This window comes from Zhaonella formicivorans (genome assembly GCF_004353525.1).
Classification (GTDB): domain Bacteria; phylum Bacillota; class DUOV01; order DUOV01; family Zhaonellaceae; genus Zhaonella; species Zhaonella formicivorans.
The window spans coordinates 2,836,831-2,853,797 of sequence record NZ_CP085524.1; the positions used below are offsets into that span (position 1 = coordinate 2,836,831).

General features: G+C 45.4%; 11 protein-coding genes and 1 riboswitch. All 11 genes read left to right on the forward strand.

Annotated elements, in window-relative coordinates; genetic code table 11:
- The first annotated feature begins 37 nt into the window (after nt 1-37).
- The 11 genes from EYS13_RS13880 (at nt 38) to EYS13_RS13930 (ending at nt 16,445) form a co-directional block, all read left to right on the forward strand.
- A complete protein-coding gene (locus EYS13_RS13880) occupies nt 38-1,465 on the forward strand; it encodes a sigma-54 interaction domain-containing protein (protein ID WP_227763909.1) in 1,428 nt (475 codons plus the stop codon).
- A 314-nt stretch (nt 1,466-1,779) separates the two neighbouring features.
- The gene (locus EYS13_RS13885) at nt 1,780-3,015 is read left to right on the forward strand and encodes a M24 family metallopeptidase (protein ID WP_227763911.1); all 1,236 of its coding nucleotides are present in this window, start codon (nt 1,780-1,782) and stop codon (nt 3,013-3,015) included.
- Between the two features lie 161 nt (nt 3,016-3,176).
- A complete protein-coding gene (locus tag EYS13_RS13890; protein ID WP_227763913.1) occupies nt 3,177-3,941 on the forward strand; it encodes a creatininase in 765 nt (254 codons plus the stop codon).
- Nucleotides 3,942-4,005: 64 nt separating this feature from the next.
- Nucleotides 4,006-5,325: a cytosine permease gene (codB, locus tag EYS13_RS13895; RefSeq protein WP_227763916.1), complete on the forward strand. Its 1,320-nt coding sequence runs from the start codon at nt 4,006-4,008 to the stop codon at nt 5,323-5,325.
- Nucleotides 5,326-5,923: 598 nt separating this feature from the next.
- Nucleotides 5,924-7,408 (forward strand): trimethylamine methyltransferase family protein, encoded by a 1,485-nt coding sequence (locus EYS13_RS13900; protein ID WP_227763918.1) that lies wholly within the window; start codon nt 5,924-5,926, stop codon nt 7,406-7,408.
- A 50-nt stretch (nt 7,409-7,458) separates the two neighbouring features.
- Nucleotides 7,459-8,925, forward strand: coding sequence for a trimethylamine methyltransferase family protein (locus EYS13_RS13905; RefSeq protein WP_227763921.1), 1,467 nt, complete (start codon nt 7,459-7,461; stop codon nt 8,923-8,925).
- 284 nt (nt 8,926-9,209) lie between these two features.
- On the forward strand, nt 9,210-10,064 hold the full coding sequence (locus EYS13_RS13910; RefSeq protein WP_423055283.1) for a formate/nitrite transporter family protein: 855 nt from the start codon (nt 9,210-9,212) through the stop codon (nt 10,062-10,064).
- Nucleotides 10,065-10,079: 15 nt separating this feature from the next.
- Nucleotides 10,080-10,571 carry an NADH-quinone oxidoreductase subunit NuoE gene (nuoE, locus tag EYS13_RS13915; protein WP_227763925.1) on the forward strand — a complete coding sequence of 164 codons (492 nt, stop codon included), beginning with the start codon at nt 10,080-10,082 and terminating at the stop codon, nt 10,569-10,571.
- On the forward strand, nt 10,561-12,339 hold the full coding sequence (locus EYS13_RS13920) for an NADH-quinone oxidoreductase subunit NuoF (RefSeq protein WP_227763926.1): 1,779 nt from the start codon (nt 10,561-10,563) through the stop codon (nt 12,337-12,339). Before nuoE ends, EYS13_RS13920 begins: the two co-directional genes overlap by 11 nt.
- Before the next feature lie 153 nt (nt 12,340-12,492).
- Nucleotides 12,493-15,174: a formate dehydrogenase subunit alpha gene (gene fdhF / locus EYS13_RS13925; protein ID WP_227767957.1), complete on the forward strand. Its 2,682-nt coding sequence runs from the start codon at nt 12,493-12,495 to the stop codon at nt 15,172-15,174.
- Nucleotides 15,175-15,527: 353 nt separating this feature from the next.
- Entirely contained in the window at nt 15,528-16,445 is a 918-nt protein-coding gene (locus EYS13_RS13930; RefSeq protein WP_227763928.1) for a methylenetetrahydrofolate reductase, read from the forward strand.
- Between the two features lie 74 nt (nt 16,446-16,519).
- Nucleotides 16,520-16,661, forward strand: a riboswitch (FMN riboswitch).
- Nucleotides 16,662-16,967: the final 306 nt, after the last annotated feature.

Sequence of the window (16,967 nt, forward strand, 5' to 3'; positions counted from 1 at the left end):
AGAATTTTTTAATATATGCTTTGAAGGGGGGAATCCAGTGAGCGGTCAGCCGATAGAAGTAGAAAGCCTTAACCTTTCAAAGACGTTTACAGCAATGCTAGACTTATTGGACGACTGTATTTTTATTGTGGATCAAAAGGGTTACATGGTTTTTTATAACAGAGCTAATGAAAAACTCGACAAACTTGAACGGGACTTTGTAATTGGCCGGCATATTACTGAATGTTTTCAATTAAATGAACATACCAGCGTAACTTTACGGGCTTTGCGCAATCGTGAACCGGTCCTTGATGTTTTTCAGGACTACACCACAGTGCAGGGCCATCGCGTAGTTTCTGTAAGCAGTTCATACCCCATGTTTTATAAAAATGAGCTAATAGGGGCATTAACTATAACAAAAGACATAACTAGATTTAAAAAACTATTGAATATTATCAATAACGAGTCGGCAGAAGTACCATTGGCCAAAGACCCCAGTGCCCGTTACACGTTTGAGCAGATTATTGGGCAGAGCCCTTTGTTAATTAACAGCATTAATATAGCGCGTAAGGCCGCTAAAACTGATTCCCCCATTTTGCTTTTTGGGGAGACAGGCACAGGTAAAGAATTATTTGCTCAAAGCATTCACAACGAAAGCGGCATCAATGGTCCCTTTGTATCCCTAAACTGCGCGGCCATACCTGAAAATTTATTGGAAGGGATTTTATTCGGCACTGCTAAAGGAGCTTTTACTGGTTCTATAGAACGGGCCGGACTTTATGAAGAAGCTGCAAACGGTACTTTGTTTTTAGATGAGTTGAACTCCATGAATCTTAGCCAGCAGTCAAAGTTACTAAGAGTCTTGGAAACTGGCAGGTTAAGGAGAGTGGGAGAAACCAAAGAACGGATTGTTAAGGCAAGAATAATCAGCGCGCTGAATATATCCCCAATTAAAGCAATTGAGCAGGGCTTAATCCGGCAGGACCTTTTTTACCGTTTAGGCGTGGTTACAATTAAAATACCATCTTTAAGGGAGCGGCGGGAAGATATCCCCTTATTGACCGACTATTTTATCAATTATTATAACAGCGTTTTTAAACGTAAGGTACGCGGTGTTTCAGATGAAGTCATACAAATCTTTCTGGAGTACTCCTGGCCTGGTAATGTCAGGGAATTAAGGCATGCTGTAGAACATGCCATGAACCTTATTGATAAGGAGGAAACAATAACAAAAGAACACTTGCCATATCTGCTTTTTGAAAAAGTCAACGTAAATTCTTTACAAGACCCAGGCCAAGCAGTTGATATTGCATTGGCCAGGGAGAGAGGTTGGAAGGATCTGAAGTCGTTTGTGGAAGCTGTAGAAAAAGAAGCCATTATAAATGTATTAAAAGATAGTAATGGTAATTTAAATAAAACGGCAAAAAAATTAGGCTTAAGCCGGCAAAACCTTGACTATAAGCTAAAAAAGTACGGCTTAACTTAAAGCAGCTTAATAATTTACTAAAATGCAAAATTTTTTGAATTTAAAGTAAAAATTTTTTACAAATAAGCTTGTAAATGCTACCCAATTTATTTGGGTATTTTTGTTTGCCTTTGATACAACAAGCATTGAAAAAAGACTAAGTTTATTATTATTTTGGCACAAGATTTGCTAATTACTATGCGTGACAGAAAAATTTTGGGATTTATTAACTTTAATAGGGGGAGGTTAGTTAGATGGGTACTGGATAAAGCTAGGTGCTATATTTATCACATTTTTCAAAATAATTAATTAAAATTAACCGGGGAGGAAACAATATGTTGCAAATGAGCGATCTGGAAAGGACTAAAATTATCCGCAACGGAGAAAAAGTCAAGCCCACTTTTTCCAGGACGGAGATGGACCGGCGCAATGCCAAGCTACGTCAGTTTATGGCTGAAAATGATATTGATGCAGTATTGTTTACTTCTTACCATAACATTAACTATTACAGCGACTTTTTATATACGGCATTCGGTAGGAACTACGGCCTTATTGTCACTCAAGACAAACATGTAACGGTTAGTGCAAATATTGATGCCGGCATGCCTTGGCGTCGCAGTTATGACGACAATATCGTTTATACCGACTGGCAGCGGGACAATTTCCAGTATGCCTGCAAAAAAATCATTTGCGAGGAGGCTGGTATTAAAAAGGGTCGTCTGGGAATTGAAGAGGATCACATGACAATAGACCTGCGGAGAAAAATCCAGGATGCATTCCCTGATTTTGAACTGGTTGATGTAGCCCAAGCGGTAATGAAACACCGGATGATTAAATCCCCCGAGGAAATTCAACATATTAAAAACGGCGCGCATGTATGTGATGTGGGAGGATTTGCAATTAAAGAAGCCATTGCCGAAGGGGTGCCTGAATATGAACTGGCCCTTGTCGGCACAGCGGCTATGACCCGTGAAATTGCCAAGCTCTACCCCCATGCAGAATTAAGAGATACCTGGGTATGGTTCCAGTCGGGCATCAATACTGATGGTGCTCACAACTGGGCTACTACCAGAAAAATTCAAAACGGAGATATCTTAAGTCTCAACACTTTTTCTATGATTGCCGGTTACTATACTGCTCTGGAGCGGACTATGTTCTTTGGGAATGTATCTGATGCCCATATGAAATATTGGGAAATAAATATAGCTGTATATAAGCGTGGCCTTGAAATTCTTAAGCCCGGCATCAAATGTAAAGACGTCTGCGCTGAATTAAACGAAATCTATCGTGAATACAACTTATTGCCGTATCGTACTTTCGGCTACGGCCATTCCTTCGGAGTACTCAGTCACTATTATGGTCGTGAAGCAGGGCTTGAACTGCGCGAAGACATTGAAACTGTCTTAGAACCAGGCATGGTCATTTCCATGGAACCTATGATTATGATTCCTGAGGGACAACCAGGGGCAGGTGGATACCGCGAGCATGACATCCTAGTAATTACAGAAAACGGAGCAGAAAATATTACCGGCTTCCCCGTTGGCCCAGAGCATAATATTGTGAAAAAATAATTTCTGTAAAGTGAGTTGAGCTGCAAGTTGCAGTTTTCATAGCCTGACAATGACTTCTATGTTTACATCAGGAGCGCGGCAGACCTGGAACGCAGAAAATCTTATTAAGTCTTGTCAGGCTTTATTTTATATTATGTTAATTAAGGGGAGGGATATCTAATTTGAATGCTTATTTAATCCAAAACTTAACCTGGAAAGAATACCAAGCCAAAGCCAAAGATGGTATTTTAATAATTCCTGCCGGTTCCACTGAACAGCATGGTTTTCACCTGCCGCTCGGTGTAGATGCTATAATAGCTTCAAACTTTGCTTTACGGGTTGCAGAAAAAGTAGGTGGAGTTGTCGCACCAACTCTAACTTATGGCTATAAATCCCAGCCTAGCAGCGGCGGCGGGCCCCTTTTCCCTGGAACCATTGATCTGAATGGCGCCACTTTTACATCTTTAGTCAAAGATATATTAACGGAGTTTTTAGCTGATGGCTGGCAAAAGATCTTTATTCTGGATGCACATTATGAAAACGAAGCTTTTATAGCCGAAGCCTGTGATTTGATTTTACGTAACCCAAAAAACGCTTTTCCTAAAGTATTGCTTGGCAACTGGTGGGACAATATAGACCCTGATTTATTGGCGAAAATATTCGATGAAGTTGAATTCCGCGGTTGGGCCTTAGAGCATGCTGCCATTACTGAAACTTCTTTGATGATGTATTTTGCACCTGAACTGGTCCATCAAGAATTAAGCATTGATGAAAGTTTTAATCCACCGACTTACCAGTGTTTCCCTTTGCATGATTCATTATTGCCATCTTCTGGTTCTCTCTACACTGCTAGGTCTAGCTCTGCTGATAAAGGAAAAATTATTGTAGACAATGTCGTAGAAAAAATAAGTTCTTTTCTGACAAAAGAATTTAGTGAATTGTCTTAGAATTTGACCAATAAATCAGAAAAATGAGAACAATAATATAATTTTAAAAATAGGAGGGTTGCAAATGAGCACTGAAATTGTAAAAAAGATGATAACTCAAGGTGATGCTGAAGGGCAAGATTTTCCATTAGGCGAAGTGCCAGAACATGCCCGTAAGGGAATGTACTCTATGGCTACTGTATTACTGGGTTTTACATTTTTTACTTCTACCATGTGGGCCGGTGGAAAATTGGGCGTATCTTATAAATTTTGGCCTGATTTGGTTGGAGTTATGCTCATAGGAAACTTTTTGCTTGGGATTTATGTAGCCATACTTGGATATATAGCATATAAAACCGGCTACAATTCTGTGGTTCTTTCACGCTACAGTTTTGGCGATTGGGGCAGCAAGTGGCCCGACTTTGTATTTGGAATTACTCAGATAGGGTGGTATGCTTGGGGGACAGCTACCATAGCCATGGTTTTTGTTAAAATGCTGGGGCTAAGTGAAAGTTTATTAATACCTTTTATGATTTTTTTTGGGTTTGCCTTTTGCTGGACAGCGTACATTGGGTACCGCGGATTAGAGGCATTATCGGTAGTGGCAGTCCCGGCAATGACCATTTTGATAATCTGGAGTTTTATTATTTCTGTCAGGGATGTCGGTGGACTAGAAGGCTTAGTTAAAATCGTACCAAAAGAGCACTTAACTTTTGCTCAAGCATTGACGATAGTATTTGGCACATTTGTCAGTGGCGGAACGCAGTCTACTAACTGGAGTAGGTTTTCTAAAAGCGCAAAAATTGCAATAATATCTAGTCTTGCAGCATTCTTTGTGGGAAATGGGCTGATGATATTTGCAGGTGCTTTTGGGGGATATGTCTATCAGCAGCCTGATATTGTGGAAGTACTGCTGCTACAGGGTCTATGGCTTCCTGCCTTAGTAATGCTTTTTTTGAATGTATGGACAACGCAGGATAATACTATTTATAACTTTTCAGTTGCAGGATGCAATATGTTTAGGACAGAAAATCGCCGGCTTTTTAACCTGGGTGGTGCTGCAATCGGTACTATGCTTGCTATTGCCGGCATGTATAACTGGCTAGTCCCGTATATTATTCTCCTGGGGACATTTATTCCGCCTATTGGCGGCGTGATCATGGCAGATTTCTTTATCAAGAATAAAAGGCAATATCCAAAGCTTTCTCAGGTAAAATTTAAGAAATTTAACTATGTAGGAATATCTGCGTATATAATTGGTGCATTAGTTGCAAAGTTTAGTCCGGGCGTACCGCCTATTAACGGGATTGTGGCCTCTGTTATTGCTTATACTGTACTTGATAAAATAGCTGTTACTTTAAATTTATCTCAATATCATGAGATAGAACGCGAGGCCTCTGTATAGTATTGGGAGAGATTTATATAATTGTAGCTATATAGTCCTAGTTATTCAATGTTATTAAATTTAAATACTGTAAAGTTGAATCAGTTTATCTTAGCAAGGCAGAAGAAGATAAAAATAATACAAGTGCTTAAAGAGGTGACTATTTAATGGGCCTAACAGCAATATATATTTTAGAGCATTTATTTGCAATTTGTTTATTGATTTGTGGAGTTTTATATGTACGCCATATTGTATTTGACGAAATAGATGCTCCTAAAAACGTAAGGAAATATGATGATTTTTGTAATTTTAGCTAAGGCTTAAAAAATTATTAATTTTAATCAAAAAATTTTGTATTATTGCTTTTTTAAAGTTGCCCGCATAAAGAGCAACTTTCTTTTTTTTACGGTATTTTCTGGCTTTAGAGGTAATTTGTTTTTCACTGTATTTTTGGCACAGAACTTGCTACTTCAGTAGAATGAAAATATTTGGTAAAAAAATGCAACATTTTTAATTAAGGTAAGTTTCGGGAGGTGGACATATAGGAGAAATAGTGGGAAAAAGCTTAGTGTATAGGTACACAATAGTAAAATTTAGAGACCAGAAAGGGTGGTAACTGATGACTGCAAAAAGTTTATACGTCCGGGCAAATTACGAAGTGAATCAGACTCCTCAGTTTAAAGTGTTGAGCGATGACCAGTGTGAAGAGATATATTTAGGTGCACTGGAGACTTTGGAAAGGACTGGTGCTGATGTGTATAGTAAAGAAGCACTGGAACTCTTGGCTAAAGGTGGTTGCTGGGTAGACGGAACTAGAGTGCGTTTTCCCTCATATGTGGTTGAAAAAGCTATTAGGTCAGTCCCTTCCCGTATTGTCATCAGCGATCGTAACGGGGTGCGCACCATGTTCTTGGAAGATCATAACATTTACTATGGTCCTGGTTCGGGCAGCGAATTTATTATAGATTTTTTCAACGGGGAAAGGCGAAGACCGCAAAAATCAGATGTTGAACTAGTTGGCCGGATAGTTGATGCGATGCCAAACATGGATTTTGCCATGGAACTGGGCACCTGTATGGACGTTACTCCAACCTTGGCCGATGTACATGCTTTTGAGGCGCTGGTCAGGAATACAACTAAGCCCATTATTCAACCGGCCTATGGGGTAAAACAATGCCAGGACATATTGGATATGGCTGCGGCTGTTGCAGGAAGCTTAAAGGATCTGCAACAGAACCCTTTTATTATTTTCTATACCGAAACTAGTTCCCCTTTGCGCCATTTTGAAGAAGCCCTTGATAAGACAATTTTTGCGGCCAAGAATAGCATCCCTAATATCTACGCTCCGAGTACCTTTGCCGGTGGCGTAGCTCCCGTCACTTTGGCAGGAACAATTTTAATTGCGTTGGCAGATAATTTGGTTGGGTTAGTGGTAAGCCAATTAGCACGAGAAGGTGCTCCTTTTATCATGGGAGGTATTGTTTCGACTGTAGATATTTCCGATGGTATGCCCTCTTACGGAGCTCCTGAAGCCAGCTTATTGGCGGCGGGATTTTCTAACGTAGCAAGTTATTTGGGACTGCTATGCAGCAGCATAGCTGGCTGTTCCGATTCAAAATGTTTTGATGCCCAGATGGGACTGGAAGCAGCATCCTCACTCTTAGTAGGGGGTTTAAGCGGCTCCAACATTATTCAAAAAAGCGGCAAATTAGAATATGGTGCTACCGGCTCTCTAGAGCTGATTGTTATGAACGATGAAACTATTGGAATGGTCAAAAGAATTCTAAGGGGAATACAGGTTAATGATGAGACAATGGCAGTTGATGTGATAGATTGTGTAGGTCCAGGGGGTCATTTCTTAGGTGAAGAACATACCATGAAATATTTTAGGACTGAGTTTTGGAGGCCTACACTGATGAACAGGTTCCGTTACGATGAATGGAAAGCAAATGGCGGCAAGACCATGGCGCAGCGTGTTAAGGAAAAGACTCAGAATATTATCAATAACCACCGGCCTGAGCCTTTGCCGGAAAAAACATTAGCGGAGATTAAAGCAATTGTGGAAAGGGCCGAATCCAGGGAAGCTACCCGAAAAAAGAAATAAGTATAAACTCTCTAAAGTGAGGCATTAGGAATAGAAAGGAGCGATTATAAATGAGAACCAGAAGTAATTATAAAGCAAACGCCAGCACCATGTTAAGCATTCTTTCCCCCAGCCAGTGCGAAGAAATATTTTTGGCTGCAGAAGAAGTGCTGGAGCGTACCGGTGTTACTTTCCACGATGACGAGGCGTTGGAAATTTTAAAGAAAGCCGGCTGCTACGTAGACGGTATTCGTGTCAGAATTCCGTCCTACCTGGTGGACCGGGCCTTGAGAACAGTACCGCACCGGGTGACACTTTGCAACAGCCGCACCGGTTCCCGGGATGTGCTGTTAGAAGGACATAATGCCTACTTTGGCACAGGTTCCGATACTCCGTTTTTCTATGACCCCTTTACCGGTGAAAGAAAGCGCTCAACTAAAGAATCGGTGGGCTGGGCCTGCAAAGTCATCGATGCGCTGCCCAACCTGGACTTTGTAATGTCACTGGGTATCGTGCAGGATGTGCCCCTCTTAATCTCCGACAGGCACCAATTTGAAGTGCAGGTCTTAAACACCGGCAAACCTATTGTCACAACTGCCCATGACATCTACGGCTTTGCAGACATCATTGAAATGTGTGAAATCATTGCCGGCGGCGAGGAAGAACTGCGCAAGAATCCATTTATGACCCTTTATGCCGAACCTATTTCACCGCTGCAGCATGCCTGGGAAGCAGCTTCCAAATTGATTTTGGCTGCTAAGAAAGCCCTGCCGGTAGTCTATACACCTTGCGTTATGGCCGGAGGCACTGTTCCTGCTACTATGGCTGGAGTATTAGTTAACGGTCTGGCGGAAAGTTTGAGCGGACTGGTGCTGCACCAAAACACCCGCGAAGGGGCTCCCTTTATCATGGGCGGCGTCTTTACCATTATGGATATGGGAACTACCATTTTCTCCTATGGTTCTCCCGAATTCAACCTGCTGATGTCGGCTCTGGCCGATATGGCCCACTACCTGAAGCTGCCCATGTTCGGCACCGCAGGCTGCACCGATTCCTGCATTCCTGACGAGCAAGCCGCTATTGAAGCAGCTATATCCATTGCCATGACAGCCATGTCCGGGCCAAACCTGAACCATGACGTGGGTTATGTGGAATATGGTTCCACAGCAAGCCTGGAGCTCTTAACTATCGCCAACGATATTATCGGCATGGCCAGGAGGCTGGTGCGCGGCATCAGAGTGGATGAAGATACCTTGGCTGTGGACTTGATTGATAAGGTGGGACCTGGTGGACACTTTTTCACTGAAGAACAGTCATTAAGGCATATGAAGTATGAAATTTGGAACCCGAGTTTGATCAACCGCCAAAGCTACGAAGTTTGGAAAGGACAAGGCAGCAAGACATTAACTGAAGTAGCCAACGAAAAAGTTAAAGATATTATTCTAAACTACGAACCCGAGCCCCTGCCGAAAGACGTACAGAAGAAGATCGGAGCAGTTGTGGAACGGGCGGAAAGAAGGCTTAATGCAGCTGTATAAAAAGGTTATTGTGGATGACCTTGGTAAAAATTACTTTTTACTGTAAAAAATATAAATTATTTGCCCCTCCGGGGCATTTTTTTATTAAACATAACGTGAGACTTTATAAGCTACATTTTACTGTAGGTGCTTTAATGGCTACCTGCTTTATTTTTGTTTGGCAAAATTATGCGCCAGGGAAAAACACCTCGGCAGTTCGCTAAATTCGCTAAAAAGGCATATTCTTTGTTTTTGAAGGGAACAATGTCTCAAGTAATAATAATGATGAAGTCAAGGGTGGAATAATGCCATTGCATGATCGATTGAACATTGATTTACTCTCTCCGGCTGCCGTTACCCGCAAGGCTGAAACCCTGGGAGTGGAAAAAGCTAAGAATACAATCCGCAGTACGGTGATGCTGGGTATTCTGGCCGGCAGCTTTATAGCTTTTGCGGGAGAGTTTTATACTGTCGTAATTTACGATACTCACCTGGGTCCCAGTATTACCAAGCTCCTGGGAGGACTGGCTTTCTCCCTCGGGTTAATCCTGGTGGTGGTAGCCGGGGCAGAATTATTTACGGGAAACACTTTGTTGATTATAGCTTATATGACGCGGAAAATAACTTTCGGGCAGCTCTTGCGGAACTGGGCCCTGGTGTACCTTGGCAATTTTCTCGGGGCCATAGGAACGGTACTTCTAATCTATTTTTCTGAACAATGGAAACTGGGCAATTACGCCTTTGCGGCGCAAGCTATAAAGATTGCCGCCGATAAGGTGAACAGCGATCTTTGGATAGCGTTTGTGCGGGGCATTTTGGCTAACAGCCTAGTGGTGCTGGCCGTATGGTTAAGCTACAGTGGACGCACTTTGACGGATAAGGTGCTGGCGGTGATTTTTCCGGTTACGGCTTTTGTCTCGTCCGGATTTGAACACAGTATTGCCAATATGTACTTTATTCCCTTCGGTATGCTGCTCAAGCTTAACCCCGAGGCAGCGGCGGCAGCTTTGGCTGCTTATCCCGACTTGCATTTAGCCAATTTAAATGTTGCCGGGTTTGTGCTGCGCAATTTATTGCCGGTAACATTGGGGAATATTATTGGAGGAGCGGTTTTGGTTGGCTTGGTGTACTGGTTTGTTTATCTTCATAAAAAGGTATAAGCGAGAGGTGTTGAAATGCAGACCTTAAGTGACAATTTGCACGCTGAGCTGGAAAAACTGATTGCTAAATACAGAACGGCCGATGGGGGTCTGGTCCCGCTGCTGCAGGAAGCCCAGGATTTGGTAGGCTACCTTCCCCGGGAGGTGATGGAAAAAATCGCTCAGGGCCTGGATCTTTCTTTGGCTAAAGTAGTGGGGGTAGCTACTTTCTACTCCCAATTTCACCTCCATCCCCGGGGGAAAAACATCATCCGGGTTTGCCAGGGGACCGCTTGCCATGTGCGGGGCGGCCTTGCGGTGTTGGAGAAATTCGAGGAAAAGCTGGGAATTGGCCGTGGTGGCACCACCAAGGATTTACAGTTTACTATCGAATCTGTAGCTTGTTTGGGAGCTTGCGGCTTGGCACCGGTGGTCATGGTAAATGATGATACTCATGGCAAAATGAGCCCGGAAAAAATTCCTGAGCTCTTAGCAAGTTACAAAGGAGATAAGCCCCATGAGCAATAAACGAATCCTGGTGTGCGGGGGTACAGGTTGCATTTCTTCTAAGTCCCGCTCTACTTATGATGTACTGGAAGAGGAACTGCGCCGGCATGATGAGTTGGCCGAATATCAGCTGGCATTTACCGGGTGCCACGGTTTTTGTGAACAAGGGCCGGTTATTATCATTGAACCTGAGGGTACTTTTTATGCCCAGGTAACTCCCGATAAAGCCAAGGAAGTGGTTACTGGGCTATTGAAAGGAGAAGCAGTGGAAGGACTGCTTTATGTAGACCCTGTATCGGGGTGCCGGGTGCTACGGAGGGATGAGATTCCTTTTTACCAAAAACAACAGCGCCTGGTGCTCAAAAATTGCGGCTTGATTGACCCGGAGGATATCAAAGACTACCTGGCCAGAGACGGGTACAAAGCTCTGACCCTGGCTTTACAAATGGACGGGCAGCATATAGTGGATTGGGTTAAGCAGTCAGGCCTCAGGGGCCGGGGAGGGGGTGGGTTCCCCACCGGGATCAAATGGGAATCCACCAGGAATGCCGTCGGAGATAAAAAATATGTGATCTGCAATGCTGACGAAGGCGACCCAGGCGCTTTCATGGACCGGAGTCTCCTGGAGGGCGACCCCCATGCAGTGCTGGAAGGAATGATCATAGCTGGCTATGCCACAGGCGCCAGGGAGGGCTTCATTTACATCCGTGCCGAGTATCCCCTGGCGGTAAAAAGGTTGGCCGTAGCTATTGAGCAGGCGGAAAAGGAAGGATTCTTGGGTGAGAACATCCTGGGCAGCGGTTTTTCCTTCACCATCCGCTTGAAGCATGGGGCCGGGGCTTTTGTCTGCGGGGAAGAGACAGCATTAATCAATTCTATCCAGGGCAACAGGGGTATGCCCAGGCCCCGCCCCCCTTTTCCGGCTGTCAAAGGCTTATGGGACAGGCCTACCCTGATCAACAACGTGGAAACTTTCGCCAACATTCCGGTGATTTTTAGCTTGGGGCCCCACAAGTATTCCCAAATTGGCACTGAGCAGAGCAAAGGGACGAAGATATTTGCTCTCACCGGGAAAATCAACAATACGGGCTTGGTGGAAGTGCCTATGGGGATTACGCTGCGGGAAATCATTTTTGACATTGCCGGTGGGATCCGGGGAGGAAAGGAGTTTAAAGCGGTGCAGATCGGTGGCCCGTCGGGGGGGTGTCTGACGGAAGAGCACTTGGACCTGCCAGTTGATTACGATTCGCTCATTAGCGCGGGGGCCATGATGGGTTCCGGCGGGCTGGTGGTAATGGATGAAAGCACCTGCATGGTGGATTTGGCCCGTTTCTTTTTAACCTTCACCCGTACGGAATCATGCGGGAAATGTACCCCCTGCAGGGAAGGAACTAAGAGGCTTTTGGAGATCCTGGAGCGCATCACCGGCGGCAACGGAAGGGAAGGAGACATCGAGCTGTTAGAAAGTTTAGGCAGAAACGTGATCGATACTTCCCTGTGCGGGTTGGGGCAATCGGCGCCAAACCCTATTTTAAGCACCATCCGGTATTTCCGGAAAGAATATGAGCTGCATGTAAAGCATAAGGTTTGCCCGGCTGGCGTGTGCAAAGCTTTAACCAGCTACCGGGTGCTGGCGGAGAAATGCAAAGCCTGCGGCATCTGCAAAAAGCACTGCCCGGCGGGCGCCATAACAGGGGAGAAAAAGGTAGCCCATGTGATTGACCCGGAAAAGTGCGCCAAGTGCGGCATTTGCTTTGAAAAGTGTCCTTTTGGAGCAATCATGAAATGAAGCAGGTAATATGAATGAGGGCCATCAGCAATTAGCCTTCAGCCATCAGCTTGTTTTGGCAATTTCATTTGCTAAACCAGAAATTCTAACCTGTGGCTAATAGCTGATAGCTGGTGGCTGATAGCTGACAGCTCACTTAAGAGAGGTGATAGCATGCAGAAAATCACTGTAACAATAAACGGACAACAATATAGTACACAGGTGGGCAGCACCATTTTGCAGGTGGCCGAAGAAAACGGTATCCATATTCCCACCCTGTGCTATGAAAAAGGACTATCCATATCCGGCAACTGCCGCCTGTGTATCGTGGAGGTGAAAGGGGCTCGAAAGCTTTTGGCCGCTTGTGCAACTCCTGTTCAAGAGGGAATGGAAATCCAGACTGAATCGGAGCGGGTAATCAGCGCCCGAAGGGATGTGCTGCGCCTGCTAATTGCCAACCATGACCTGCGCTGTCTGACCTGTCCAAGAAACGGCGACTGCCGCCTCCAGGATTACTGCTACCGCTACCAGGTGGAAGACACCCCTTACCAGGGGGAGAAGAAAAGTTACGTCATCGATGACAGCAACCCCTTTTTCATCAGGGATTATTCCAAATGTATCGTCTGCGGCAAATGCGTGCGGGTCTGCGCCGAAATCAACGGCGCCCATGTCTATGATTTCATGGAAAAGGGTTTTGACTCCAAGGTAACTTCTGCCTATGATGACAAGCTGCAGAATACTACCTGTACCTTTTGCGGGATGTGTGTCAACGTCTGCCCGGTAGCTGCCCTGGTGCCCAAGTCGGAACTGTGGAACGGCCGGGCCTGGGAAATTACAAAAGTCAAGACTACCTGTCCTTATTGCGGGGTAGGCTGTCAATTAAAGCTGAAAGTATACGACGGCAGGATCATCGGCGTGGCCAAAGATACTGCAGGTTCCAACTTAGGCCATCTCTGCGTCAAAGGGCAGTTCGGCTGGGATTTTGTGCATTCCCCCGACCGCTTGACCCAGCCTCTGATCAAAAAAGACGGGGAGTTCCGCCCTGCCACCTGGGATGAAGCCCTTGATTATGTGGCAGCACGCTTTAAAACGATTAAAGATACCTATGGCGGACAGGCCTTTGCCGGCTTAAGCTCCGCCAAATGCACCAATGAAGAAAACTACCTGATGCAGAAGCTGATGAGGAGTGTGCTGGACACCAATAATATCGACCATTGTGCCCGTCTCTGACACAGCTCCACTGTGGCCGGTCTGGCCACCGCTTTCGGCAGTGGGGCAATGACTAATTCCATCAACGAACTGTTGGAAACAGAAGTAATTCTCTTGATCGGCGCCAACACCACCGAAGCCCATCCCGTAACCGGTTACCGCATCAAGCAGGTGGTTAAAGACGGCGCCAAGCTGATTGTGGTTGACCCGAGAAAAATCGAGCTCACCAGGTACGCGGACCTTTGGCTGCGCCTGAAGCCCGGTTCCAATGTAGCGCTGCTCAACGGCTTGGCCCATATCATCCTAAAGGAGGATTTGTGGGATAAAGAATTTGTCCAGGAACGGAGCGAAGGTTTTGAAGAATGGGTTAAAGGGATTGAAGAGTATACCCCGGAGAGGGTGGCGGAAATCACCGGGGTGGATCCTGAGCTGCTGGTTCAGGCTGCCCGGATGTACGCTTCCGCCCAGCGGGCCACCATCGTTTATGCCATGGGCATTACCCAGCACACCTCGGGCACCGATAACGTGTTTGCGCTGGCCAATCTGGCTGTGCTCACCGGAAATGTGGGCCGGTCCGGTACCGGGGTAGATCCGCTGCGGGGCCAAAACAATGTACAGGGTGCCTGCGATATGGGGGCACTGCCTGATTACTACCCTTCCTACCAACCGGTAAGTGAAGAGGCAAACCGCAGAAAATTTGCCGAGTACTGGGATGCCGAGCTCCCAGGTGAGCGGGGCCTGACAGTTACCGAGATGTTTGAGGCAGCTTATGAAGGCAGCATCAAGTGCATGTATATCATCGGAGAAAACCCAATGCTCTCGGACCCCGATGGCAATCATGTCCGGGCGGCGATGGAAAACCTGGAATTCCTGGTAGTGCAGGATATTTTCTTAACGGACACTGCTAAACTTGCCCATGTGGTGCTGCCGGCTGCCAGCTTTGCTGAGAAAGAGGGTACATTTACCAATACGGAACGGCGGATTCAGAGGGTGCGCAAAGCTGTTGAGCCACCGGGGGAAGCAAAGGCCGACTGGGAAATAATCATGGCGCTGGCTAACAGGCTGGGTGCGCCTTGGCAGTACCGAAACCCGGAAGAAATCATGGCTGAAATAGCCAGGGTAGCGCCCCATTACGGAGGAATTACCTACCCCAGGCTGGAAGAACATGGCCTGCAGTGGCCCTGTCCTACGGAGGACCACCCGGGGACCCGGTATTTGCACCGCGACAAATTTGCCAGGGGCAAAGGCAAGTTCCACGTGGTACGGTACCGGAATCCCGCGGAAGAACCGGACAGCCAGTACCCTCTGAACCTCATAACCGGCAGGATGTTGTACCATTTCCATACCGGCAGCATGAGCCGTCGTTCCAAAGGTATCGGCGAACTGCACTCCCACGAACTGGCTATGATGAGCCCGGAGGATGCCAGGGCTTATGGCATTAAAGATGGCGATACCATTGAAGTTGAGTCCCGCCGGGGTAAAGTAAGAAGTACGGTACAGGTTACCGACCACGTACCCCCGGGAAATATCTTTATGACTTTTCACTTTGCCGAAACGCCGACTAACCTTTTAACCAACTCAGCCACCGATCCGGTTTGTAAAATACCGGAACTAAAAGTATGTGCGGTGAAGGTCAGTAAGGTTTAAAAAGGGTGAAAGACAGCCTTTTATGGTTGTCTCTCGCCCTTTTTATTAGCGTTGATCTGTAATTTTATAAAGTAACCGGTTATAACTTTTTTTAATAGATTAAACTATACAATTTAATGTTAAATTGAGCAAATTTTACTTTCCTTAGCAGCCCATGCGGAGTATAATTTAGCTTAAATATTCGTAAAATTTTAAAAATATTCCATGGCAACAGGGTGCCTTTGCTATGAAGACAATTAGACTGAAATTCAAGTAACCGTTGGGATACGGTATACAATGCTATTTTTTTAATAATTGGTTTTTTGTAGCCGGGTTAATCCCGAACAAGTTTAACAAGGAAAGGAGTAAGTTGTATGGCATATGCGATTCATACCTTAAGGGAAAAAATTCGTTGGGGGAAATTTATTGTTACTGTGGAATTGGAGCCGCCGAAAAGCGCTGAGCCCATACCGACGTTGGAAGCCGCCAGCTCAATCCGCAATTATGTGGATGCTATTAACATTGCGGATAACCCCATGGCAACTTTACGCATGAGTCCCATTGCTTTGGCCCATATCCTGCAGCAAGATCTGGGTATAGAGGCTGTATTTCACATGAGCTGCCGGGATCGGAATAGTATAGGGATTCAGTCCGAACTTCTGGGGGCTGCCGCTCTTGGAGTGCGCAACATCTTGGTCATTACCGGGGACCCCTCCGATAAGGGCGATCACCCCCATGCTAAAGATGTATTTGAGATGGACTCCATCGGTTTGATTAAGACGGCCTCTGCCTTAAACCAAGGTAGGGACTTGAGCGGCAAAAAATTATTAGCAGCCCCCACCTTTTTTATTGGAGCCGGTGCCAACCCTGGTGCCGATAATTTGGCTCAAGAGCTTGAAAAATTAAAACGAAAAGTTGACGCAGGGGTTAATTTTATCCAGACCCAGCCGGTTTTTGATTTGGAAACTGCCGAACGATTTTTGGAAGTAACCCATTCTTTCAATCTACCTATCCTTTTTGGATTATTACCGCTTAAAAGCTACAAATTTGCTTGTTACTTTAATGAGAAAGTTCCAGGGATCAAGATTAAGCCGGAGGTGTTAAAGAGGATAGAAGCCGGCGGTCGCCAGGAAGGGATTGCGATAGCCCGAGAGTTGTACGAGGAACTGCAGCGATTTGCCCACGGCGTTCATATCTTCCCCATCGGTGAAGTAGAACTGGTTAAGGAAATCGTCAGGGTACCGGCTATTGGACAACAATCCTTTTTTTCACAGAAGGTTATAGGCAACTAAATTATGGAAATTGCAGCCGGCTCTTGCATCTTGCAGTATAAAAAGTTAATATTGGTATAGAATAACGTACAGCAGAATACCTTCAGGGGTTGGTGAGAGGCGACTGCCTCAATTCCACACCGGCGGTGATGCTTAAAAAGCTAAGCCCGCGAGCCGCAAGGCTGATTCGGGGAGGTTCCGAAGCCGACAGTAAAGTCTGGATGGGAGAAGGATTGAGAAGCTTAAGCTGTTGAAGCTTGTTTTAGTTTATCACCCCTGGGTTTCCTATCCGGGGGTTTTAAATTTTTATGATTAGCCCAAATTAATACTGCCTTAAAAATTGTTAACCATAGCACCCGCTGTTCCGTGAAAGTTAGCTAAGAACGTCAATCTGCCTTGCCTTTAGCTTCCAGCAAAACTCACTAATATCCAGACACGGGAAAAGATGCTTTACATGCAGAAAGTGGGTGCAACAGGACATATACTCTACAGATATTTTCAGGATTGCTAATGGCTGATAGCTGACGGCTGATGGCCGTTGGC

Coding starts and splice junctions, on each gene's coding strand:
- EYS13_RS13930 (WP_227763928.1), top strand. CDS start 15,528: ATGGCATATGCGATTCATACCTTAAGGGAAAAAATTCGTTGGGGGAAA.
- nuoE (WP_227763925.1), top strand. CDS start 10,080: ATGCAGACCTTAAGTGACAATTTGCACGCTGAGCTGGAAAAACTGATT.
- codB (WP_227763916.1), top strand. CDS start 4,006: ATGAGCACTGAAATTGTAAAAAAGATGATAACTCAAGGTGATGCTGAA.
- EYS13_RS13885 (WP_227763911.1), top strand. CDS start 1,780: ATGTTGCAAATGAGCGATCTGGAAAGGACTAAAATTATCCGCAACGGA.
- EYS13_RS13910 (WP_423055283.1), top strand. CDS start 9,210: ATGCCATTGCATGATCGATTGAACATTGATTTACTCTCTCCGGCTGCC.
- EYS13_RS13920 (WP_227763926.1), top strand. CDS start 10,561: ATGAGCAATAAACGAATCCTGGTGTGCGGGGGTACAGGTTGCATTTCT.
- EYS13_RS13905 (WP_227763921.1), top strand. CDS start 7,459: ATGAGAACCAGAAGTAATTATAAAGCAAACGCCAGCACCATGTTAAGC.
- EYS13_RS13900 (WP_227763918.1), top strand. CDS start 5,924: ATGACTGCAAAAAGTTTATACGTCCGGGCAAATTACGAAGTGAATCAG.